Here is a 23,350-nt window from a genome sequence, read left to right on the forward strand (position 1 = left end):
TCAGTGCTCCTGGCCTTCGTGGGTGGTATCGGTTGCCGGCGTGGTCTGCTCGAGGGCCTCGGCCAGCGTGGCGGCAATCGCGCGCATGCCGGCGGGCCAGTCCTGCGCGAGGGGGTCGAGAGTCAACACCTCGCCGTCGATCTCCCGTGCAATGGTACGGGCGGCACCCTGGGCGAACTGGGGTTCGATGAAGATTACCCGAATCTGATGCTCGCGCGCCTGCTGGATGATGCGGGCCAGTTCCCGCGGGCCGGGTTCCTTGCCCTCGACCTCGATGGGCATCTGCTCGAGTCCGTAGGTTGCGCCGAAGTAGCCGAAGGCCGGGTGGAACACCAGGAACCGTCGCGCGTCCGGGTCAATGCCGCTCAGGGCGTCGAGAATGGCGTTGTCCAGTGTATTGATCTGTTCGGCAAGCCGGCGAAAGCCACGATGGAAGTCGGCCGCCCGTTCGGGGGCGGCCTCGATCAAGGCATCGCGAATCGTCTCGGCTTGCAGGCGAACCAGGGGGGGAGACAGCCAGACGTGCGGGTCACGGGCCGTCTCATCTGGGGCCGCATCGTGATCATGCCCGTCGTGATCGTGGCCCTGGTGGGCGACCATCGCCCGTCGCTGAATGGTTGCGACGGTGTCGATGACGGCCATCTCGGGGTTGGCGGAACGAAATCGCGGCAACCAGCCCTTCTCGAAGGGCACGCCGATGGAAAAGTACAGCTCGGCCTGGGAGAGGGCGGCCATCTGTCGAGGCGTCGGCTCGTAGGTGACCGGCTCGGCGTTGGCCGGCACCATGACCTGCACGTCGACATGCTCACCGCCGATGGTCTCGACGAAATACGCCTGTGGCGGAATCGAGACGGCCACGGTCAGGGCGGCCGCCTGGGCGCTCAGGGCCACGAACGCGCCAACGAAGGCGAGACCGGTGGCGACGAGGCGTGGCGCAAACCGGCGGGGCAGCGGGAAACGGTCGACAATCATGGGGCGGCTCTCCCGTGGGATTCAGTGCCAGGGCAAAACGTTATTGTATAACACTAACGCCGGGCCAAGGGTTAGATCCAGCGGGCCGCCGGGGTCGGCCGGGGGTCAGTCGGGGGTAATACAGGGATTAACCCCATGGCTGCGCCGGACCGGTCGCCGGCTCGGCCCGAGGGCTTTCATGATCGCCGCCGTTTCCAACGGCTGCGCCAAAACAGTCGTCGGTGCAGGTTGGCCAGTCGTGATGTCAGCAAGGCCGACTGGCGCCGACTCGGCGAGCGCGCGTAACGGGTCGCTTCCAGCAATTGACCGACTCGACGCAGATCCTCGGCGGCGAAGGGCAGGGTGGTTGCCGCCCGGCGCAGCAGCGCGCGCTCGGATTCCGGGTTGCCTCGATGGATGCCCAAGCGTGCCAGATCATCCTGAAGCCGAGTCCAGAGGTATTCGACCTCACTGCCGGCCTGCCGTCGACGCTCCCGGCGGCCAAGCAGTACGAGCAGCCCCCACCACGCCGTTATCGCAAGCGCCAGTGCCCACAGCGCCGGCCAGACGGGATGATTCATGGCCAGGCCCAGCTTGCCGAGCCATTCCTGTTGCAGTCGCCCGTCGTAACCGAGCACGTACTGGTTCCAGCGGTTGTCCATCTGCTCGACCAGCAATCGCATCTGTCGACTAAGGGAACCCTCCTCACGCCGAACGGTGGCCGGCAGGCTGGCATCGCCGGCCATCGAGCGGGCGATGCCCTCTTCGATGCGTTCGGGCGCCACCGCGGCGGTGGGGTCGACGCGCTGCCAGCCGCGATCCGCGGTCCACACTTCAGCCCAGGCATGCGCATCCGACTGGCGCACCACCAGGTAGTCGCCGTTGAGCTCACCGCCCTGGTAGCCGGTGACCACCCGGGCCGGTACGTCGGCCGCGCGCATCAGGCGCACGAACGCATCGGCGTAGTCCGCGCAGTAACCGCGTCGCGTTTCGAACAGGAAGGTGTCGGCCCGATCCGCGCCGTCGCGTCGTCCGGGGGAGCGGGTGTACGCGAATGGCTGGTCGCGGAAATAGGCCAGGGCCAGTTCGATGCGCGCGGCGGGCGGTTGATCGCGCCAGTCATCGGCGAGGTCCGTCAGCAAGGGGTTCAGGCCGCCGAGCGCGAGGTATTGCTGACGGCGAAAGCGCGGCAGGCTGCCGACGTCGAGCCGGTAATCCAGTGCCGAGGTCAGTCGATACCGCAGACGATCGTCGACCGGTCGTTCGCGATGGACCACCAGATTGCCGTCAAGCCGGCTTCTGGGCGGTGTTTCGATGGCAGCGGCGAGGCTGGGCAGTTGACGGGCGCCGGTCGGCTCCAGGGTGACCTGATAGGCCACGCGCGATTCGTCGATTGTCTCCACGCGCGGCGAGCCCATGGCTGGGTCGGCGATCCAGCTCTCCGGGTCGTCCTCGGCAAAACCGCTCATCACGAACACGCGCCAGTAGCGCTGCTCGGGCGCAACGGGCGTACCGTCGAACCGCACCCGGAACGCGGGGCTGGGATCCTCGGCGAGCTGATCGAATTGCCCCGGGCGCATCTGCTCGGAGAGCCCGGTCTGCGCCTGACCACCGGGCTGCTGAACGCCCCACAGGGCACCCGGCGGGCGGGGAAACAGGGCAAAGAGGATCAGGGTGAACGGCAGGCCGATCAGCAGCAGGCGCCCGGATTCACGCAAGCGCTGGCCGAGATGGTGTCCCGTCGGGCCGGCCGGCTGGCTGATCCCCATCCAGGCGCCCACCAACAGCCAGAACAGGGCCATCACCAGGGCGAAAATCACGATCGCCTGATCGAACAACAGCACGCTGATCAGCAGGAAGAAGGCCAGCAGCAATACGCCGTACTGGTCGCGGGCCTCGTGGGTTTCCAGCAACTTGAGACCGGCGGCCACCACCAGCAGGGCCACCCCGGCATCCCGGCCCCACAGGGCGTGGAAATGCAGGACCACCACGGCCGTGCTCGCCGCGGCAAGGAGCAGCAACATCCAGCGCGGCGGCAAGGGCAGGCCGCCCACTTCATGCACCCGCCGCCAGGCGAACGCCACGATGACGATCGGGAGCACTGTCCAGGGCAGATGGGGCAAGAGCAGCCCAACCGAGCCGACCAGGACCAGCCAGAGCAACGGGTCGAGTCGTGCCAGCGCCATCAGACCGTCTCCCCGGGGGCGGGGTGGTCGAAGCCCTGGGCATCGCGTTCACGACCAAAACGCGCCAATCGCTGCAGTGCCGTTTGGTATCGCTGGGCGAGGTTCGCGCTCGCCGAGGCGGTCAGATCGCCCTCCCCGGGCAGGCGCAGCACCCAGGGCCGTTGAGCCCGGTTGAGGGCCATCAGGCGCTCGGTCATGGCCGACAGCCGTGTCTCGCGAGGCCCGGCGAATGCCGCGTAATCGATGAGTTCGGGGTCGGGCCGCTCGCTGTCCGCCTCCGGGTGACGGGTCAGCAGGTGGCCCGTCTTCGCGTAGTGCCGGAACACGACATGCCGGATCGGGTCACCGGGATGGTAGCTGCGCAGGCGCGTCGGATCGCCCTCCAGGCTTGCCTGGTCACCCGAGTCGTCACTTTCTGTCCGTTGGCCCCGGTCGATCCCCTCGACCGGGGCGGGATGAACCCATTGGCCGATTGTCGGGGAAAGGCTGCGTCGGATGGTCCACAGCCCGAGCGGATATGGTGTCGCGAGGGTGATGTCCGGCAGCGGCAAATAGCCGCGCGGCTCACCCGGGAGGGTCATTGCAACGGTGGTGGCACCCGCCGGGGAAAAGTCGGTATGCACGGCGGTTTCCTCGAGTCCGGCGTCGATCTGCAGTGGCGGCAGGGTCGCGCGGCTGGTCAGTTCGAGGGAAACGGTACCGGGCTCGCCGGCGGCACGCATGCCAGGCGGGATGACGCGGGGTTGCACCGCGGACAGCGCGCGCCAGCCCTGCCAGGCACTGTTGATGATCAGGGCGATCATCATGAAGGCGATCAGGAAGATCAGGTTGTTGCCGTAGTTGATCGCCGCGAGCAGCATGGCCGTCGTGATGATCGCCAGGCCCAGGCCGAATCGACGCGGTCGGATCTGCAGGGGTGAAAGCGTTTGCTGGGTCACGAATGGCTCGGCGCGACGAACGGCTACGGGGTCGGCACGCGTTCCAGCAGCAGATCGGCGGCATCGCGGCCGTCATGCCCGTCCATGCCGACGCGGTGATTGACCAGATCCGGCAACACCGCCTGGACATCGTCGGGAAGGACGTGATCACGCTGGTCAATCAAGGCCCAGGCACGGGCGAGGTTCAGGAGCATCAGCCCCGCCCGTGGCGAGAGCCCGACGCGGAACTCCGGCGCCTCGCGGCTGGCCGCCAGCAGCGACTGCACGTAGCCGGCAATCCGTGTCGCGACATGCACGCGAGCCGCCTGTGCCCGCAAGCCTTGCAGCCCCTCGGCATCGACGATCGGTTCGACCTCGGCCAGGTGCGCGCGCCCGCCGCCGGAAAGCAGCATCTCCCGCTCGGTCTCCGCATCGGGGTAGCCCAGACGGATCACCATCGCGAAACGATCCAGCTGCGATTCGGGCAGGGGGTAGGTGCCCGCCTGGTCGAGCGGGTTTTGCGTGGCAATGACGAAGAAGACCGCCGGCAACGGGTAGCGCTTGCCATCCACCGAGACCTGCCGCTCTTCCATGGCCTCGAGCAGGGCACTCTGCACCTTGGGTGGGGCGCGGTTGATCTCGTCGGCCAGCAGCATCTGGGTGAAGACCGGGCCGGGCATGAAGCGAAAACCCGATGGGGCCGAGGCACCACCGGGTTGGAAGATCGAGCTGCCCACCACGTCCGCCGGCAGCATGTCGGCGGTGAATTGCAGTCGCTTGAACGACAGGCCGAGCACCTGGGCGAGGGTGTGGGCGAGGGTGGTCTTGCCCAGGCCGGGCAGATCCTCGATCAAGAGGTGACCACCGGCCAGGATGCAGGTCAATGCCTTGCGAATCGCCGGGCGCTGGCCGACCACGACCGAGCCGGTGCGATCGATGATGCTAGGGCAGATTGTGGCATCCATGCGCGTCCAGTGCTCCTTGCTCAGTTGCTTCGATCCAGTTTTGCCTGATAGGCGCGCCGGTAGGCCTCGATCAGTGCCGCGTGGCGGGGTTCGTTGCGAAAACCCGGCTCCAGCGCCGTTAGGGGATGATAGCCCCATTGCCCGGCGAGGACCTGTCCCGCCTCCTTGACCAGGTCACCCGGGAACAGGGCGGCGAGCGACTGCCGGGTCGCTTGCGCCGTCAGTCCCGCCTCCTGTTGCAGTTGCCACAGCACCTGGGCGGCCCGGTAGCGCTGCTGTCGTTGTTCGGGCAGCGGCGGGACACTGGCCAGCCAATCGATATCCATGCCGATTTCCTCGGGCTCCCGTGGGTTGATTGCCTCGGCATGCAGGCGGGCAAGCACCTCGATCTCGCCGATGCGCGTGCCGGCCCAGACCGATTCCGGCCCGGCGCACAGCCCGATGACGTCGGTCACCGGGGTCAACGGATCGAGGGCGAGGTCGGCGATGGCCTCGGCAAATGCCCCGCTTTCCTCGGGGGTGAGTCGGTCGAGCCGCTGGAAGTAGGGCAACAGCCGAAGGCCCTGGTTGTTGTTGCGCTCGATCAATTCCTCGACCGGGTAGATTTCGGAGACATCCGGCACCAGGATCCGGCAGGCCGGCAGGCCCAGGTGCTCGAAATCGGCGATGTAGACGTCGTGGCCGAGTTCGTGGAACGTGGCGATCAGCGCCTTTTCGTATTCGACGTTCTGCTCGTGGCGGGTCATGTCGGCGACGTCCGCGGCATCCATGCCCCAGGGCGTGAACGGATAGTCCGGCTCGTCGCGCAGCATCTGCCAGGGCAGGATGCCGGAGGAGTCGATGAAATGGAGCTCGATGTTGTCGGGATCGGCGGCCAGATCCTGGTCGGCCGTCGGCGCCGGGAAGGCGTGCAGGTCGTCGAGATCGCGGCCCTGGACCAGTTCGGTGAGCGTGCGCTCGAGTGCCACGTCGAAGCGCGGATGGGCGCCGAATGAGGCGAACACGCCGCCGGTCTGCGGGTCGTAGAGCAGCACGCAGATCACCGGGAAGCGTCCGCCCAACGAGGCGTCGAAGGCCCGCGCCGCGAAACCGGACTCGTTCAGTGCCTCCAGGGAGGCGAGGCTGGCCGGGAAGCGCTCCATGATCTCCGTGGGGATCTCCGGCAGCGCGATGCCCTCGGTGATGATCTGCTCCTTGACCGAGCGCTCGAACACCTCCGACAGCCCCTGGGTGTGGGTTTCGGCCAGCGTGTTGCCGGCCGACAGTCCATTGGAGACGTAGAGATTGCCGACGACATTGACCGGGAAGTAGATGGTGGCCCCGTCGCGCTGGCGCACGAACGGCAAGGCGCAGAGCCGATCACTCTCGCCACTGTTGAGATCGGCCCAGTCGGCGGTGGTTTCGAGCGTGTCGCCACCGTAGAAGCTCCACAGACGGTCGTCGAGCAATCCATCGGGACGCTCCCCCGGGCGTTCCAGGGTGAACCAGCGCTCGGCCGGGTCGTGCAGTGTGCCGCCATCGACGCTTGCCAACTCGCGGTGCCAGTGGAAGTCGGCAAAGAAGTATTGCGAGGCCAGTCGTTCGACGAACTCACCCAGCGCGGAGGCCAGTGCCGCCTCGCGGGTCGCCCCCTTGCCGTTGGTGAACAGGGCCGGGCAGCCTCGATCCTTGATGTGGACCGACCAACAGTTGGGGAGCGGGTTGCGCCACAGGCTGGGCTCGATCTCGAAGCCGAGTTCGGTCAGGCGATGCTGGACGCGGGCGATGGTGTCCTCGAGCGGCGCTTCCTTGCCGGGGATCAGGGTTTCAGTCATTCGGGAATCTTGTCCAGCCAGAATTTGTAAAGGAATCAGGGGAAATCAGAACAGCACCAGCAGGCTCACCCGGCGCAGCTCGGAGGCGAGCACGGTATAGGTGCGCAGCGCTGCCGCCGTGTCCATGTATTCGATGCCCACGCCTCGGCGCATCAGGGTCGCCGACAGGGCAGCCGGGCCCATGCGGGTGCGACTGCCGGTGCCGATGATGATCACTTCGGGGTCGTCGCGCAGCAGCAGCGATTCACCCTCGGTGGCTAGCGCGTCGAGGTCGTCGACCGACACCTCTGCCTCGAGGTTCTCCGGGGTGAGGAGAAAACTCTGCTCGAGCTGCCGGTCGTTGACCGTCACGTGAGACTCGGAAAAGCTGCGGATCACGAAATTGAGGCCGCGATCATCCTGGGTCAAGCGCATGGCGTCTGTCCGTCGGCGTGGATGTGGGGCAAGGGGAAGCCTAGCCTAATGGCTCAATCGTTCTTGCGCCACTCGATCTCGTCGCTGTTGGCGTCGATCAGACGAGACATCAGCCGTCGCCGCAGGTTGCCCGAGCGACGGGTCACGCTGCTCACCGCGCTTTGCAGCACCGCCGTCGCCTGCTGCTGGGGGGCATCCCCCGATCGGACGGGCGAGACGAGGGTGAAGCGCTGCTTGGCACGGGTGATGGCCGTGTAGAGCAGCTCGCGAGTCAGGATCGGGTTGCTGCGCTCGGGCATGACCATGGCCACCCGGGTGAATTCCGATCCCTGCGACTTGTGAACAGTCAGCGCGAATGCCGTCGCGACTTCGGACAGGCGTGCCGGGCTGATCCAGTGAAAATGCGATCCGGGTCGCCCGGGCTGGTCAGGTTGCCCGGCGTCGGACGGGGCCGGGAACACCACGCGCAGGCCGACGTCACCATTTTCCAAACGGGTCGGCAGCGTCAGTCCCATGTCGCCATTGGCGAGACCCAGTTGGGCATCGTTGCGGGTCACGATCACCGGACGCCCGGAGTACCAGGCAGTTGAACGCCCGATCCGATCGGTGGCGGGCAGCAGCCCCTCGCGTGCCAGCCAGTCCTGGACGCGGGCATTGAGCCCCTCGACCCCGGACGGCCCCCGCCGCAGGGCGCAAAGGAGCTGGAATGCGTTGTGGCGACGGAACAGCTCGACCACCGTGGCCTGGTGCTCGGGCGATTCCGGGTCGAAGCCGTCCGGCTGCGCGTGGATCATCGACAGCCAGGGGCGCAATCCGTCGACCACCCGAGCAGCGAATCGGTCGGCGTGTGCCGCGCCGGGGCAGTCGAGCAACCAGTCGACCTCGCCGGGGGGCTGATCGTCATCGGCGGGCTCGAGCACCTCGAGCGCTCCCGAGAGATCGCCCCGATTCACGGCTCGCGCCAATGCACCGATGGCGCTGTCCTCGCCGAAGCGATGCGAGACGCGCAGCGTGGCGATACGCGCGGCAACCGGGTCGTCCCGGTCCCCTGGCGACGCCTCGCCGGCGGGGTGATCGATGGTGTGGCCGGTGCTGTGATTCGGGACCGGCTGACCGCTGGCCGCCTGCAGGTAGTCGCGTAGTGCCTCGGGGTAATCCCCGCTCTCGGCGTGGCGACAAAGCTCACCCAGTACGGCGCCGGCCTCGACCGAGGCGAGCTGGTCCTTGTCGCCCAGCATCACCAGGCGACACCGCGCGGGCAGGGCATCGACCAGCTGGCCCATCAACTCCATGCCGACCATCGAGGCCTCGTCGACCACGACAATGTCGAGATCGAGCGGGTTGTCCCGGTGATGCCGGGGCTTTTCCGCCAGCGGACGGGTGCCGATCAGGCGGTGGATGGTCTGCACCTCGTCGGGGAGGTGCGCGGCCACGGCCGGCCAGTGCGCGGCGTCAAAGCCGCCAGCGCGGATCGCAGCGATTTCGCCCACCTTCTCGCCAATGGATTCGGCCAACCGCGCGGCGGCCTTGCCGGTCGGTGCGCACAGGGCAATCCGCGGCAGGCAAGCGCCGTTTTCACGGTGCAGGTGCAGCGAGGTCAGCGCGGCCAGCAAGCGGACCACCGTGGTGGTCTTGCCGGTGCCCGGACCGCCGGTGATGATCGAGAACGGCTGGTGTGCCGCCAACGCACAGGCAACCTTCTGCCAGTCGGTCGCCTCGGTGTCGTTGCTGCCGGGATAGAGGGCGTCGAGTACCGGGCGTATTTGGTGAGCCGACGGCCGGTCCACCGCGCGACGGTTGGCAAGGCCATCGGCCACGCGGCCCTCGACGCGCCAGTACCGACGCAAGTAGAACTGCGGCCGATCGGTGTCCACCAATACCAACGGCCTGCCGTCGTGATCCTCTTGATCGTTCTGCCAGCGCCGGGTGGACACCGCCGGATGATCGGCCAATGCCCGTCGCCAATCGGCCAGGTCGATGCCGGCGAGGACAGCGCTGGGTGTGTCGGCTTCCCGGCCGGCTCCCCCGGTGGGTTCGGCCGGTGGCATGCGCAGGGTGAAGTCGGGGTTTTCCCGCACCGCCGCCAGATCCAGACAGACATGGCCGCTGCCACCCTGGTGGCTGGCAAGCACGGCGGCCAGCTGCGCCAGCGGCGCGGCCTCGGGCGCGCGGTGAGCGAGGAAACCGGCAACCGCGCGGTCGATCGGTCGCAACCAGCCGGCAGCGACCCAGCGATCGAGCAGGGCACGCAATGCGACGTGATCGGTCAGGGCAGGATGTTGGGTCATGCCACGGCCTCCTCGTCACCGGAAAACAGCCGATCGAGCGCCTCGATCAGATCCTGGGACGGTCGACAGGTGTAGATGCCGGCATTGTCCGGCGTGTCGGAGGCCGAGCGGATGCCCCGAAGGAACACGTAGGCGGCGCCACCGACGTGCTGATCGTAGTCGTAGTCTGGCAAGCGGTCGGACAAATGCCGATGCAGGGCAACCAGATACAGCACGAACTGCAAGTCGTAGCGCGACGCGAGGATGGCCTGTTCCAGTGCCTCGGGGGTATAGGCCGCTTGATCCGGCCCCAGCCAGTTGGATTTCCAGTCGATCAGGTAATAGCGCCCCTGATGCTCGACGGTCAGGTCGATAAAGCCCTTGAGCATGCCGTTGATCGCCTGGCCGGAAAGCGAGGGCCGTTCCCGGCCCGGGGCGACGTGTTCGCGCACCAGGCGGTCGAGTCGGCCGAGATCGGCCCCGTCCACCGCAAACCAGAACTCCATTTCCGCCTGGTAATGCGACTGCTCGGCGAGGGCGAGTTGATCGCGGTCGCCGGGCATTTGCCATCGGCTGGCCAGCAGGGTGTCGAGCAGCGCGGCGACGGTCTCGATCTGGTCGTCCCCGAGCTCTCGCAGGCCGGGATGGGGCGTGCGGGACAGCAATCGGCGGACTTTTTCGGGCTGCCCGCCAAACTCGCTGAAGCCCTGGTCGGCGATTGCCTCGATCAGATCATGCAACAGGGTGCCGATCTGCGCGCCGCGGGGCAGGGCGTGAATGCCCACCGGCGTGGGCGTGGGCTGGGAGTCGGCCGCCGTGTTTTCAGGCGCATTCTGCGTCTCGAGGCGGACTTCGTCGCGGGCGGCCTCCGGGGCGGGCAGAGGGGTGGCGTGTCCGATCGAGGCAGTGAGCGCGGAGAAGCTCGAGATCCACCATGGCTCGAAGGCGCCGAAATGGGGGTGCCGCGGCCCGTGGAGTTGGGGCTCCGGTGGCGGAGTGAAACGATGGACGCCGGGATCGCGCGGTTCGGGCACGGCCTCGATCTCGATGGCCGGGTGGTCGGCCCATCGGGCCAGCCGATCGAGATAGTCGGGACGTTCACAGGTCTCATCGGCCTCAAAGCCGAGAAACTGACCGAAGGCACTCTTGCCGGGATTGAAGCGTTTGGCGTTGCCGACCTTGACCGGCCCGGCCCCGAGCAAGCAGGCATATTCGGCCCGGGTCATCGCGACGTAGAACAGGCGGATGTATTCGGCAATCGATTCCTGCGTCGCGCGCTCGGTCGCCTCCTTGTCGGGCGCCATGTCCCAGACGGCTCCATCGTCTCGATGTCGACGCGTGGGCTCATCGGACTTGGCCTTTTCGGTACCCAGCAGGGCGATGAACGGCAGGAACACCACCGGATACTGGAGCCCCTTGGAGCCATGGATGGTCACGATCCGCACCATGGCGCTGTCCTGCTCCAGGCGAATTTCCTGCTCGGCGGCGCCCTCGGTCACGGCCAGGTGCAGTCGATGGATCAGGGCGGTCTCGCCGTCGACGTCCTGATCGGTCTGTTGCAGCCATTCGGCCAGGTGCAGCAGATTGGTCAGGCGGCGCTCCCCGCGGTGATTCTGGCGTTCGTCCGCCTCCAGCAGTCGGGCCGGGATGGCGAAGTGATGCAACAGCGCCATGACCGCGGCGAGCACCCCCTGTGATTGCCAGGTGTGGTGCCACTCGTGAAATTGTTGGCAGATGGCATCAAAGCGCGTCTCGTCACGCAGTCGTGCTTCCAGTTCGTCCAGCGGCAAGCCCATGCTGGCCGTGGCGACCGCCTGGCGGATGCGATCGCTGCGGGATGGCTCGGCCAGTGCCTCGAGCCAGATCAGCATGTCGGCGGCCTCGGTCGAGTCGAATATCGACGAGCGTTCCGACAGGAACACCGCCGGCACCCCGAAATCCGCCAGCACGCGGCGCATCAGTTTGCCTTCCTCCTGCTTGCGCACCAGGACGGCGATATCGCGTGGCTCGATGCCTTGCCGTTGCCCGTCGTCGGTTTCGAAACCGTAGGTGCCCGCCTGACCGGCATTGAGCATTGCGGCGATCTCGCCGGCCGCGCGGACCGCCAGCTGCTCGCGGAACACACCGCTGGTCCATTGCTCTTCCGGCGGCGACGTCCATAGCGTCAGGGCGGGCACCGTGCCCTCACGCCGATCGTCGACCAGGCGGCTGTCACGTCCCTTGGCCTGGACAGGTTCGAAGGGTAACGGGGATTGAGCCCCATCGGCCGCGAAGCGAAAGGCGCCGTCGGGGTGTTGGTCGGCGATGGTGAACAGGTGGTTGACCGCGCCGACCAACGGCTTGGTCGAGCGGAAGTTGCGGGGCAGGCTGGCGTGCCGTCCCTCGGTGGCCTTCCGGGCGGAGAGGTAGCTGTGGATGTCGGCGCCGCGAAAGCTGTAGATCGCCTGCTTGGGATCGCCTATCAGCACGATGGCGTGTTCGTCCGACTCCGGTGGCGCCTCACCTAGGGGGTAGATGGCCGAGAAAATGGCGTACTGCAGCGGGTCGGTATCCTGGAACTCGTCGATCAGGGCCACCGGGTACTGGGTGCGAACCGCCTCGATCATCCCTCGGGCATTCGGATTGCGCGTTGTATCCACCGCCTCGCGCATCTGGATCAGCATGTCATCAAAGCCCATGCCCCGTCGGACGGCGAGCAGATGGGCGACGCGTTCGCGGATCCACAGGGCGGCGAACCCCTCGATCATGGGTTTGATTTCCTTCGCTTGCCGATCGAGTCCTTCCAGCGCCTTCTTCCAGTCGGCGATCGCATCCAGCGCGGGGTGCACCGGCGGCTCGTGGCCCTTTTTCGTCTTCGACGCGGCGAGCTTCCGCCGATCGGTGTCGGTGAGCGTTCCCTCGCCGGCGGCCCAGGCATCGATGTGCTCTAGCCACGTCTGAAGAGCCTCGGCCGTTTCCTGCTCCGGATGGCTCGTCTTGTTCAAGCCCTCGCGCACCGCATGCCAGAGCGCGTGGACCGCCCCGGCATCGGCCAGCCAGGCCTGGCGGGCGCGGCCCTCGGCCGTCTCGGCTCGTTTCTGATCGTCTGCCAGGCGGTCGAGCAACTCGGCCGGGGCCGGCAGATCACGGCTGGACGCGGCCGTCACCGCACCGATCGCAAGCGGGCTGCCGTCGCGCTTGATCAGGTCCCTGATCCGACCCTTGAGCTTGCCCGGCGTGTCTACCAGCCGTGCAAACTGCTGGGCAAGGCGATCGTCGGTTTGTGCCAGCGGGTAGCCGTGGGTGCGCCAGAAGTCGCGGACGGCGTCACCGATCACCGGGTCGAGATCGGTAAGCAGTTCCTGTTCGAACAGGGCGCCGCTGTGGAAGGCATGCTCGCGCAGCATGCGCTGGCAGAAACCGTGGATGGTGAAGATGGCCGCCTCGTCCATCCATTCCGCGGCACGTTGCAGCAGAAAGGCGCCCTGAGCCCGTTCCGTCTCGGTGAATTCCTCGTACAGATGGCGCAGTGGCGGGTCGACCTGCGCTGGGGTCTGGGTGCCGGCAAACAGCCACGCGGCTTGCTGCAGGCGGCTGCGGATCCGGTCGCGCAGTTCGGCAACCGCCGCCTCGGTGAACGTGCTGACCAGGATCTCCGGTGGGGTGAGCGGTCGGGCATTGCGCTGCTCGGGGGCGCGATGGCCCAAAACCAGCCGCAGGTAGAGCAGCGAGATGGTGAAGGTCTTGCCGGTGCCGGCGCTGGCCTCGATCAGGCGGCTGCCCTCCAGGGGAAAGGTGATCGGGTCGAGTTGGTTCATGCCTCTCCCTCGGTCAGCAGGGCTTTCTGGTGTTCGCCGCGGGTGGATCGGGCCAGCGGCAGGTAGAGACCCTGGGCGATCACGTCGAAATCGGGCTGCGCCGCGAGGGTGTCGAACGCGGGCCACAGGCGCGTCAGGTCGGCATCGTATTGGGTGGTGCCCTCGAAGGCCGCCCGCGCTGAACTTCGACGCTTGAAATCGTCCTTGGCCGTCAACCAGGCGATCTGGGTGCGTGGCTCGGCCGGCAAGGGCGCGCTGATGGCGCGGTGCCAGCAGGCGATCAAGGCCAACAGGTGCTCGCGGGCGTCTTCCGGCGCCAGTGGTTGCATCGCGACCGGGCGTTCGCTGAGCGTTTCCTTGTGCGCATCGGATTCGCTGATCAGAAAGGTGGTCACCGGGCGGCCGGAGAGTTGGGCGGCGAGGTGGTAGGGCCATTCGCCCACCAGGCGATGCCATTTCAGCTCCTTGCCCTTGTGCAAGGCGCCCGGAACGAGCTTGAGCCGGACCGCCCCGTCGTCACCGAGACGGATATCGCTGATCTCGCCGGTCAGCACCGGCTCGTCACCCCCAGCAAGGTGCTCGGCCGGGTGGAAGGCCGCCAGGGTATCGGGGTAGCGGATCTGGAAGGCCGCCCAGGTCCGCAGTTGTCGGCCGACCGCCTCGCCGTGTTCGCGGCGCAGCGACTCATCGAAGGGCGGCAGGGGCAGCTGGCCGCTCCCGGCGATGTGCTGCAGGGCGCCGGCAATCCACTCGGGCAGACGTTGCTCGAGAAGCTCGGGCGTCCATGTTTCCATCGGCTGGCCGCCCAGGCGGGTAACCATGCGATCGAGCAGCTGGGCGCTGAGTTGCGATTCCCCCAGCGCATCCAGCGCGAACGGCTCGTCGTCTTCCGGCAGGCTGATCTGCCGGCGTGGCGGCACATCGAGGTGGCGACCGAGATAGACCCGCCAGGGTTTTTTCAGCAGCAGGGAGAGGTCGGCCAGTGAGGGCGCGGACGCCTCGTCACCTTGCTCGGCGCTCGCCTCGTTTGGGCCGGGTGGCGGGGCATCGTGCACCTGATGCCATTCGCGGGCGTAGCTGAACAGCTCGGGGCGTCCCGGGGTGAAGTAGTCGCGACTGAATGGCTGCAGGGGATGTTCGGTCGTCAGTGTCGACGAGGTCGTGCCCTCTAGGTCATTACCCAGTTGATTACCGCGGCCGGCGACTGACCAACCTCGGTCGATGTGATCGCGCAACTGGTTGATCAGCACCGATGCCGGCCGCTCATGGTTGTCGCGGATATCGCGGCCCACCCAGCTGAGCCAGAGCCGGTCGCGGGCGGAGAGCAGGGCCTCCAGGAACAGGTAGCGATCATCCTCGCGCCGCGACCGGTCGCCGGGGCGGTAGCGACCGCTCATCAGGTCGAAGTCGGCTGCCGGCTGGCGACGCGGGTACGCCTCGTCGCTCATCCCGAGCAGGTAGACCTGGCGAAACGGGATGGCGCGCATTGGCATCAGCGTGGCGAAGTTCACCGCACCGACCAGGAATCGCTGGTTGAGGCGGTGCTCGTCGAGGCGGTCGAGCCAGGCGCTGCGGGCGGTCTCGATGCCGATGGGCTGATCGAACGCGGCCGAGCGGCAATCCTCGAGCCAGCCGGTGGTGGCATCCAGCACGCGATCGCGCAGTTTGGATGCCGACTCGCGTGTTGTCAGCGGATTGGCCTCGTCTTCGTCGGGCGGGATGGCGTCGGGGTCAAAGAATGTAGCCAGCAGTTCCGCGAAGAAGTCGGCCCAACCCTGGGGGGTATGGGCTTGCGCCAGGGTATGGCGCCAGCGTCCCAGCGCATCGACCAGCGTGTACAGCGGCCCGATCACCGCCGCGCTCATGCCGTCCATCCCCTCCACCGGCACGATGCCTTCCCAGTCGTCTTCCGGGCCGGCGAGATAGGCGTACAGCAGGCGCTCGAGGCCGAACCGCCAGGTGTTCTGCTCGATGCCCGCCGGCAGGCCGAACTCGGGGCGATGCTCGGCATCGAGTCCCCAGCGAATACCCGCGGTCTCGATCCAGTGGCGCAACAGGGCGACATCGTCGGCGACGATACCGAAGCGCGCCCGCAACGCGTCCACCTCGAGCAGATCCATCACCTCGCTCGCCGTCAGGCGGGCCTCGGGCAGGTGCAGGAGTGTGTCCAGCGCGCGCAGCATCGGGTGGGTCTCGCGCTCGGGGCGATCGGAGATGGCGAACGGCAGGTAGCGCGGATCGTCCCGGTCGATACGTCCGAAGACCGCGTTGATCGCCGCAGCGTAATCGGCCATGTCGGGGACCATCACGATCACGTCGCGCGGGCGCAGCCCCGGATCGGCATCGAAGGCCGCCAGCAGTTGATCCTGAAGGATTTCCACTTCCCGCAGCGGGCTGTGGGCGACCGTGAATCGCAGCGAGGCATCCGCGGGATCGACCCGGCGTTGCTCGGCCTCGATTTCCCGCATCGGGCGCAGGTCGAGCAGGTCGGCCTGGATCTGGCCGAGCAGGTGCGTCGGCTGGGGGTCGTCGAACAGGTCGATGTTGAGCGCTTCGCCGCCTTGCGCCCGCTGGGGTGCCTGGTCGGGCGCTTGGTCGAATTCGTCGACCAGCCGGACCAGGTCGCGTCCCTGCTTGCCCCAGGAGGCCAGCAGCGGGTGGGCATGCTGGTGCAGGGCATGATCATCGAGGTTCGCGTCGATCTTGCGTTCGGTGATCCGTCGGTACGCGGCCTTGAACAGGTGCCGGTCCTCGACGATGTCGCCCCAGTAGTGCTTGCAGGGGTTTTGCAGGCAGAAGATCACCTGGGTCCAGCGCGAGATGGCCCCGAGCACCTCGAGCACCTGCGGGGGCAGGGCGGAGACGCCGAAGACCACGATACGACGTGGCAGATCGGTTGGGCATTCGGTTTGGCGGGCGGCTTGCTCCAGGAACGCTTGATGCACCAGCGCCCGGCCGGCATACCCGGTTGGAACGCGGTCCTCGTCGGCTTGGGGCGGCTGATCGCTCAGGTCGTTCAGGATCGCGCGCCACAGGGCCGGTTGCCAGCTGGAACCGGCTGGCACCGCCGGGGCTTCGCCCAATGGACCGGGCAGGGTGGCTTCGTGGTTGGCCCAGCGCTCGAGCCAGTCGGCGCGGTAGACCTGGTATTGATCGAACTGGTCGGCCAGACGGGCGGCGAGCTGGTAGGCGCGGTGTTCGTCGCCGTCGATGTAGTGCGACAACGTCTCGAAGACCGGATCGGCGGTGATCGACGGATCGCGCAGCAGCCGCAGCAGCCGCCAGGTCAGGCGAGGTTTGTCCAGTGGCGCTTCCGGGGGCACGTTTTGGCGGCCCAGCACCGCCCGGTAGCACTGCCACTGGAGTCGGGCCGGTAGCAACAGGTCCATGGCGGTGGCAATGCCCAATCCACCACCATGCCCGCCTTCGCCACGGGAGCGGCCGAGGGCCAGCCGCAGCCACTGCGCCATGCCGTTGCTCTGCACCAGAATGCGCTCGTCTTCCAACGGCGCGAGCGGTGCACGGCCCAGCCATTCGACCAGCAGATCCCTCAGGCCTTCGAGCCGGTTTCCCTGCAGCACGATAAAGCCGGGCGTGATCGGGGCGTGGGCGTCCGTGGAATCAGTCAAGACGTCGTGTCTACCGTGTCGTCGCAAAGAGGGGCGGTCGGGAAAGGGCAAGTGTATGGGATTGCCGGGTGCGGGGAAAACGCGACCCACGATGTCGTCACCGCCGGTATGGAATCCGGCACTGGTCAAAAAATGAGCAATTTGCAGGAAAAGGCATACAGTAATGATATGGGATCACGGTTCTTGACCGCCCGCCCGTCGGTCGGCCTGGATCCAAAGGGGGCTCGGTGTATGGATGTTCCGAGGAAACCGCTGCCATGAGTCGTGACAGTTGCACATTCCGGCGCCTGCCGATGCTCAGCTTGCGCGGGCAGGAAGCGATCCAGGAGGTTCGGCGCATAACCGAATCGTTCTTCTGGGAGATCGTCGGTGTCGAGGATCCGGATCAACTACGTCGGCAGACGAAGCAGGATAGCGTCCGTGTGGCGCTGATCGACCTGCGCGGTGGCATGCAGGCGGCGATGGGTTGGTTGCCGGCCTTCTGCCGCGAGTTTCCCTACCTGCAGTTGGTGGCGATCATCGAAAAGGCCCAGGCCGACAACCCCGCCCACGCCAGCTTCCTGCACGCCTACTTCTTCGATTTCTGTTTTGCACCAATCGAACCGACCCGGCTGACCTTCTCGATCGGGCACGCCTGGACCATGGCCCGGGTGGCCGACTTGCATGCCGCGAACGAGGCCGCCTGCGGTGTGGATGCGGTAGGCGCCAGCGAACTGATCGGGCAAAGCGAGGCCATGCAAGCCGTGCGGCGCCAGGTCCACCGTTATGCCGGCAATCACCTGCCGGTACTGATTACCGGGCCCACCGGTACCGGCAAGGAACTCGCTGCCCGCTCGATCCATCACCAATCCGAGCGGGCCGACGAACCGTTCGTTGCGGTGAACTGCGGAGCGCTCAGCCCCAACCTGATCCAGTCGGAGTTGTTCGGTCACGAGAAGGGGGCGTTCACCGGTGCCAGCAAACGCCGCACCGGCTGGGTGGAGCAGGCGCATGGCGGCACCCTGTTTCTCGACGAGATCGGCGATTTGCCGATGGACGTTCAGGTCAATCTGCTGCGATTCCTGCAACAGGGCGAGATCCAGCGCGTCGGCGGTGAGACCACCGTGTCGGTCGATGCTCGCATTATTGCCGCCACCCACGTCGATCTCGGTCGCGCCGTACTCGACGGCACGTTCCGCGAGGATCTTCTGTTTCGACTCGATGTACTTCCCCTGGAGATGCCCGCGCTGGCCGATCGAGGCGCCGACGTACTCGAACTTGCGCAACACTACCTGGCCGTTTTTTGTAATGAGCTCGGGGTCAAGCGAAAGCGCCTGAGTCCGGCGACCGAAGCGGCGATGCGTACCTACGCCTGGCCGGGCAATATTCGCGAACTGATGAACCGGCTGCGGCGCGGTATCGTGCTGGCCGATGGTCAGGTCGTGTCGTTGCCGGAGATCAAGCCCCACCACGAGGATCACACTGACTTTCCCTCCCTGGCACGCGCCAGGGAGCGGGCCGAGCGACAGATAATCGCCGAGGCAATCGCCCGGGCCGGCAACAACGTCACCGAGGCCGCGCGGTTACTGGACGTCTCGCGCTGCACCCTGCATCGCCTGATCCGCAAGCACGACCTGTCGATCGAGTGAGCCATCGAGGTATTGGTTCAACCACGTGTCCTTCCTGAGACACCAGTCCTCAACGCCCCCCCCCATCCCCCTTTTCCTTGTTTGATCCCGTTGCGACCGGAATGCGACATCCCGGAATGCGACATCTCGGAATACGACATCAATGGGACGTCCTGGTATCGACCCGGTCGGGCGCACGGCGCGGGCCGTTGCCGCCAGTCATCGGCGACTGTGACCCATGTCCATTCTGCTCCCGCCCAATTGCGCTGTATCAATAACGCGACAGTCCCCTTCGCAGGGAACCTTGCCAGGACGCGAGGTTCGTCTTCCACCCCGTTCCCGGGTGTATCAACGCTGCACCACTTCGCCCCCGATCGCCGAACCGATACTCCTAACCCACTGATTTTGCGGTGATGCGCATGTTGGCCTCGCTCTTGCTCCACTGATTGGCGTGGGAGCACGACGCCCCCACCACTTCGGGAGCCAGGTCATGAACGACGTCATCGGCAAACAGGATTTCACCTCCACGGTCGGGAACCGGGCATTCGTCACGGGCGGCCAACGGATCGCATCCGGCTTGCCCCTTACCGGCATCGCTCGCCACCTGACCCTCCACCTGCCCCTTTCGCTCGCCAGTGTGGCCCTCGCGGTCTCGCTGTTGCCGGGGAGTGCGTCAGCCGCCGGCTCTCGTGCCGCCGTTGACGCCAAGCCAGGTGAAATCGTGCTCCTGCGCTCCGTCCCGGCCCGACCCGCCGCGCGGCCCATGCCGCCGGGGCGTGCCTTGTTGATCGACCCCAGCCCCAAGTCGGAAATGGAACAGGGTCTGTCTCACCTGGAAATCTCACCGGGTAGCTATGGCCAGGTCGCGGCGGGCGGCGGCAACGGCCCGGTGGCATCTGGCGGTATGGGCGGCTCGATTAACGCGATCACGCAGCAATTGGTGGGCGGTTCGGCCCACCGTGGCGATTCCGCGCCGTCCGCGGCGGGTGGGGCCATGGGGGCCGTGACCGGCTCGATCGGCTCGACCGTGACCGGTGCATTGTCCGGGGCGGGGCTGCTGGGCCAGGGAGGACAACGGTAATGGCTACGCAACGCCGACATTCCATTGATCTGTCGCGCTGCCTCCGGCTCGTTCTGGTCGGCCTCGGGCTGTTTGCCCTCGTGATGACGGCCCAGATGATCTACGCCGGCGACGCCCGTGCCGAAGCCTCACCGCCGGCGGAGTACGACTGGATGCTGGCGGTGCTCAATGACAACCACATCGGCCAGCAATTCGCCCAAGGGGCGAGCGGCAACGTGGCGGTCAACAGCGCGGCCGGTTCGGCCAACCTGCAGACCAACCAGCGCGCCTTGCAGGGGACGATCCAGGCGACGCAACGGATCGACAACCCCCGTCAAGCCTCGCCGGTGTTGATGAATGCAGACACCCGTATCGATGGGCAGGCGTTCAGTCGCGGTCAGGGCGTATTGGGGGTCAATCAGGTCGCTGGGGACGGCAACGCCCAGATTAATTCAATGGCCCTTGCCCCGGCGGGCGAGGGATTCAAAGAGATTCGCATGCTTGAACCGGTTAACCCGGTCCGGGCGTCGGATTCGGCCGCCCGAGAGGACGGGCAGTCGGGGGAGGACTCTCCGGGACGGTATCGCGCGGTTGTCGCGGACACCGCCTTTAGCGGATTCGGAGGGGTTCTCCAAATCAATCAGGTGTCGGGAAGCCGAAACATCACAGGTAATCACTTCTCGATGTCCGGCCATCGACCCTGATTTCATGATCGAAGAAACCCCAACAAGAAGGTAGAGGTAGTAGCCATGAAAACGCAACTCAAGATGACACTGATCGCTTCCGCGGTCGCCGCCCTGGTCTCCGGCCCGGTGATGGCTTCCGAATCGAACGGTGACAATCACAACGGCGGTCATCACCACAATATCCACAAGAAGGTGAAAATCGATATTGATTACGACAAGAACGTGGATGTTGAAAAGAACATCTCTCGCAACGAGGTCGATCACGTCGATCGCGAGTTGCGTGACATCGTGATCAACGCCTCGGCGGGTGCCTCGGCACACGACACCCAGTTCATCCACGCCAACGACGTGCGCAACAAGAAGCTGACCAACAACGCCAGCATCGGCGACAACGTCGGTAACAGCGCCTCGGGCAACATCGGCATGAACGTCGCCGCCGGTGACACCAACGTGCAGGACAACGCGGCCGCCCTGGCTGCCGTGGATGCCGGCTTCGTGTTCGGTGAGTCCTACGCCAGTGTGAATGTCGATCAGTCGAACCTGGCGAACACCACCCGCAACAGCGGCGTGATGAACAACGCCAGCATCGGCCAGAGCGCATTCGCGAATGCCTCGGGCAACATCGGCGTGAACGTCGCCGCCGGCACCGGCAACGGCCAGAAGAACACCATGGCGGCTTCGGTCTCCACGGCACGCGTGGCTAATGCCTCCCTGAATAGCAACCAGGAGTCGATCGGCAACAACATCCGCAACGAGGGTCGTACCGAGCAGTACAGCGACACGACCCAGGTGCAGCTGGCCGGATTCAGCATGGGCGGCTACTACGGTGGCGGCCATGGCGGCTACTCGGGTACCACCAGTGGCTCGATCGATGGCGAACTGGACCAGATCAACAATGTCTACCCGGACATCTGGACTGGCCCGCAGCACACCGGTGGCGTAGCTGACGGTCACTTCGACCTCGACAACGGGGACGATGGCACCAACGGCACGCAAGGCGGCCTCGACCTCAACGAGGACGGCGGTGCACTGGCGTTCGGCACCCACGACATGACCTACGAAGGTTCCGAAGAAGGGACCCTGGGCTTCCGTGAAGGCGGCAAGATCCTGCTCGGCAGCGTCATGAGCGGCGAAGTCGCGACTACCCGCTACGTGGTCGTCAACGCCAAGAATGATGCCTCCCTGCTGGGCAACGCGTTCCAGAACGCGTCGGGCAACATCGGCGTGAACGTCGCCTCGGGCACCGGCAACCTGCAGAGCAACGCGCTCTCCATGGCCGTGGCCTGCAACACCTGCGCCGGTGGCAATGGTGGTGGTACCGAATAACCCGATCACTCGATCGGTCGACGGGGCGCGCAAGCGCCTCGTCTTTCCAGACGGCGACATGGCCTTATGTGCCGTCCGGAAAGGCGACCTAACCCAGGTCTTCTGACCACAACTTCAGGGAGACAGAACCGTGCTGGCATCGTCGATCACGCAACGCATTCCCGAACCCATCCCGGTAGGTCGTCGGTTGGGATGGGTAGCGATGGTGGCCACGGCGCTGGTCGCGATGAGCGTGTCGCCGGCCCAGGCCGCCGACATTCGGTTTGCCGGGATCCTGCCGCACGGCCAGATGATGGAAAAGCCGGTGGAAAGCCTGCTTGAGCGGCGTTATCGCCACGTCGTGCGCCAGCAATTCGATTTCTCCTGTGGCGCAGCGGCGCTCGCCACCCTGCTGAAGCATGGCTATGGCCTCAATCTGGACGAGGCAACGGTACTGGCCGGGATGTGGGGGGTCTCCGACCCCGAACAGGTGCGTACCCGCGGATTTTCGCTGCTGGAGATGAAGCATTACCTCGAAAAACTGGGCTACCGCGGACGGGGCTACGAGATCGATCTCTCCCGTCTGGGGCGAATCAATGTGCCCACGATCGTGTTGATGGATGTCAACGGGTACCAGCATTTCGTGGTGCTCAAGACGGTGTCGGACGGTTGGGTACACGTTGCCGATCCGGCATTGGGCAACAAACGTTATTCGGTCGACGAGTTCATCGAGACCTGGCCGTCCCGCACGGTGTTCGCGGTGATCGGGCCAGGCTTCGATCGGCAGACCGTGCTGCTGGATCGCACCGACATCCCCAGCAGCGGTGCTTTGCATCGGCGCTCGGGCTCGGGGGCGATACCGACGGCCGATTTGCTCGATTTTGGTTTCACGCATGCCGATCTCTTCTGAGACCGGCAGCTTTTCGAGGATGTAACGATGAAAGGCATTCAATTGAATCGCAACCACGCATCCGTCAACAAAGAGGCCGGCGTGCCGGCCTTGCCGACCAAGGCCTTGCTCGTTGGTGGCATCGCGGTTGGCCTGGCCTGCGCCGGGCTGTTGATCAGCGGTACGGTCTTGGCCGCCAATCCGGCCATCGTGGCATTGAGCGATCCGGAACTGGCGCAGATGCGCGGACGTTTCCTCGCCGCCGACAACCGGGTGATGTATTTCGGTGTCGAGATGATCACGCAGTGGCAGACCACCGGCGGGACGATGGCCGCCGGGTTGTCCGTCGGCATCGACCGGGCGGGACGGCAACCCAGCGTCACGTTTGCCCCCACGGTATCGATCGAGGGGACACCCGATGTCGCCACGTCGGGCGCGCGCAGCGTTGAGGGAAGCAATACCGGCAACACGCGTGGAGTACGCCAGCAGATCCAGGTGGCCGGCAACGACAACCGCGCCGCAAACCATTTCGACGTGCGCATCGAACCGCATGGAGCCGGCGGCACGACGTCGAGTAGCGGCTACAACGTGGAAATACAGCAGGGCGGGGCGGTGGTGGCCTCCGGGCTGACCAACGCTGGTCGACACGCCGGGGTGAGCATGCAGCTGGGCAACTCGCGCGTCTTCCAGGGTTTCCAGGCCGGCAATGCCGCCCAGGTGATCCAGCTGGCCGGCGATCACCAGGTGGTAAATAACCAGTTGCGTCTGGTGGTCGGGATCGACCCCGGCCAGATGAACAGTCGCGAACGTCTGCAACGCCAGGTAGGGCAAGCCCTTTCCACGTTGCGCGGCGGCATCTGAGT

Annotated in this window: 15 protein-coding genes; 6 read left to right on the forward strand and 9 right to left on the reverse strand. The window is 66.1% G+C overall.

Translation table 11 applies throughout. The annotated features are described in order from the left end of the window. The 9 genes from SR882_RS06315 to recC form a co-directional block, all read right to left on the reverse strand. The gene (locus SR882_RS06315; protein ID WP_322520412.1) at window positions 1–972 is read right to left on the reverse strand and encodes a metal ABC transporter solute-binding protein, Zn/Mn family; all 972 of its coding nucleotides are present in this window, start codon (window positions 970–972) and stop codon (window positions 1–3) included. A 176-nt stretch (window positions 973–1,148) separates the two neighbouring features. Continuing rightward, window positions 1,149–3,137, reverse strand: a complete 1,989-nt coding sequence (locus SR882_RS06320; protein WP_322520413.1) for a transglutaminase family protein — start codon at window positions 3,135–3,137, stop codon at window positions 1,149–1,151. Next, the gene (locus tag SR882_RS06325; RefSeq protein ID WP_322520414.1) at window positions 3,137–4,075 is read right to left on the reverse strand and encodes a DUF58 domain-containing protein; all 939 of its coding nucleotides are present in this window, start codon (window positions 4,073–4,075) and stop codon (window positions 3,137–3,139) included. Before SR882_RS06325 ends, SR882_RS06320 begins: the two co-directional genes overlap by 1 nt. 23 nt (window positions 4,076–4,098) lie before the next feature. Beyond that, window positions 4,099–5,019, reverse strand: coding sequence for an AAA family ATPase (locus SR882_RS06330; protein WP_322520415.1), 921 nt, complete (start codon window positions 5,017–5,019; stop codon window positions 4,099–4,101). A 20-nt stretch (window positions 5,020–5,039) separates the two neighbouring features. Continuing rightward, window positions 5,040–6,833, reverse strand: coding sequence for a YcaO-like family protein (locus tag SR882_RS06335; RefSeq protein WP_322520416.1), 1,794 nt, complete (start codon window positions 6,831–6,833; stop codon window positions 5,040–5,042). A 45-nt stretch (window positions 6,834–6,878) separates the two neighbouring features. After that, entirely contained in the window at window positions 6,879–7,247 is a 369-nt protein-coding gene (locus SR882_RS06340; RefSeq protein ID WP_322520417.1) for an Mth938-like domain-containing protein, read from the reverse strand. A gap of 53 nt (window positions 7,248–7,300) precedes the next feature. Beyond that, window positions 7,301–9,535 carry an exodeoxyribonuclease V subunit alpha gene (gene recD / locus SR882_RS06345; RefSeq protein ID WP_322520418.1) on the reverse strand — a complete coding sequence of 745 codons (2,235 nt, stop codon included), beginning with the start codon at window positions 9,533–9,535 and terminating at the stop codon, window positions 7,301–7,303. Continuing rightward, entirely contained in the window at window positions 9,532–13,311 is a 3,780-nt protein-coding gene (recB, locus tag SR882_RS06350) for an exodeoxyribonuclease V subunit beta (RefSeq protein WP_322520419.1), read from the reverse strand. The genes recD and recB overlap by 4 nt, the downstream gene beginning before the upstream one ends. Beyond that, the gene (recC, locus tag SR882_RS06355; RefSeq protein WP_322520420.1) at window positions 13,308–16,940 is read right to left on the reverse strand and encodes an exodeoxyribonuclease V subunit gamma; all 3,633 of its coding nucleotides are present in this window, start codon (window positions 16,938–16,940) and stop codon (window positions 13,308–13,310) included. Before recC ends, recB begins: the two co-directional genes overlap by 4 nt. Before the next feature lie 257 nt (window positions 16,941–17,197). Between recC and SR882_RS06360 the strand changes: the two genes are divergently transcribed. The 6 genes from SR882_RS06360 (at window position 17,198) to SR882_RS06385 (ending at window position 23,348) form a co-directional block, all read left to right on the forward strand. Continuing rightward, window positions 17,198–18,568, forward strand: coding sequence for a sigma-54 interaction domain-containing protein (locus tag SR882_RS06360; protein WP_322520421.1), 1,371 nt, complete (start codon window positions 17,198–17,200; stop codon window positions 18,566–18,568). Window positions 18,569–19,037: 469 nt separating this feature from the next. Beyond that, complete coding sequence (locus tag SR882_RS06365; protein WP_322520422.1) at window positions 19,038–19,628, forward strand: hypothetical protein; 591 nt, start codon at window positions 19,038–19,040, stop codon at window positions 19,626–19,628. Then, a complete protein-coding gene (locus tag SR882_RS06370; RefSeq protein ID WP_322520423.1) occupies window positions 19,628–20,311 on the forward strand; it encodes a hypothetical protein in 684 nt (227 codons plus the stop codon). Before SR882_RS06365 ends, SR882_RS06370 begins: the two co-directional genes overlap by 1 nt. Window positions 20,312–20,356: 45 nt before the next feature. After that, complete coding sequence (locus SR882_RS06375; protein WP_322520424.1) at window positions 20,357–21,619, forward strand: hypothetical protein; 1,263 nt, start codon at window positions 20,357–20,359, stop codon at window positions 21,617–21,619. A gap of 130 nt (window positions 21,620–21,749) precedes the next feature. Further along, on the forward strand, window positions 21,750–22,508 hold the full coding sequence (locus tag SR882_RS06380) for a C39 family peptidase (protein WP_322520425.1): 759 nt from the start codon (window positions 21,750–21,752) through the stop codon (window positions 22,506–22,508). A 27-nt stretch (window positions 22,509–22,535) separates the two neighbouring features. Then, window positions 22,536–23,348, forward strand: a complete 813-nt coding sequence (locus SR882_RS06385) for a hypothetical protein (protein WP_322520426.1) — start codon at window positions 22,536–22,538, stop codon at window positions 23,346–23,348. Window positions 23,349–23,350: the final 2 nt, after the last annotated feature.

The organism is Guyparkeria halophila (assembly GCF_034479635.1).
GTDB lineage: Bacteria > Pseudomonadota > Gammaproteobacteria > Halothiobacillales > Halothiobacillaceae > Guyparkeria > Guyparkeria halophila.

What these genes read in the sequence shown, in the direction of transcription:
- SR882_RS06315 (WP_322520412.1), bottom strand. Translation starts at nt 972, where the DNA reads ATGATTGTCGACCGTTTCCCGCTGCCCCGCCGGTTTGCGCCACGCCTC.
- SR882_RS06365 (WP_322520422.1), top strand. Translation starts at nt 19,038, where the DNA reads ATGAACGACGTCATCGGCAAACAGGATTTCACCTCCACGGTCGGGAAC.
- SR882_RS06320 (WP_322520413.1), bottom strand. Translation starts at nt 3,137, where the DNA reads ATGGCGCTGGCACGACTCGACCCGTTGCTCTGGCTGGTCCTGGTCGGC.
- SR882_RS06385 (WP_322520426.1), top strand. Translation starts at nt 22,536, where the DNA reads ATGAAAGGCATTCAATTGAATCGCAACCACGCATCCGTCAACAAAGAG.
- SR882_RS06375 (WP_322520424.1), top strand. Translation starts at nt 20,357, where the DNA reads ATGAAAACGCAACTCAAGATGACACTGATCGCTTCCGCGGTCGCCGCC.
- SR882_RS06330 (WP_322520415.1), bottom strand. Translation starts at nt 5,019, where the DNA reads ATGGATGCCACAATCTGCCCTAGCATCATCGATCGCACCGGCTCGGTC.
- SR882_RS06340 (WP_322520417.1), bottom strand. Translation starts at nt 7,247, where the DNA reads ATGCGCTTGACCCAGGATGATCGCGGCCTCAATTTCGTGATCCGCAGC.
- recB (WP_322520419.1), bottom strand. Translation starts at nt 13,311, where the DNA reads ATGAACCAACTCGACCCGATCACCTTTCCCCTGGAGGGCAGCCGCCTG.
- SR882_RS06370 (WP_322520423.1), top strand. Translation starts at nt 19,628, where the DNA reads ATGGCTACGCAACGCCGACATTCCATTGATCTGTCGCGCTGCCTCCGG.
- recD (WP_322520418.1), bottom strand. Translation starts at nt 9,535, where the DNA reads ATGACCCAACATCCTGCCCTGACCGATCACGTCGCATTGCGTGCCCTG.
- SR882_RS06335 (WP_322520416.1), bottom strand. Translation starts at nt 6,833, where the DNA reads ATGACTGAAACCCTGATCCCCGGCAAGGAAGCGCCGCTCGAGGACACC.
- SR882_RS06360 (WP_322520421.1), top strand. Translation starts at nt 17,198, where the DNA reads ATGAGTCGTGACAGTTGCACATTCCGGCGCCTGCCGATGCTCAGCTTG.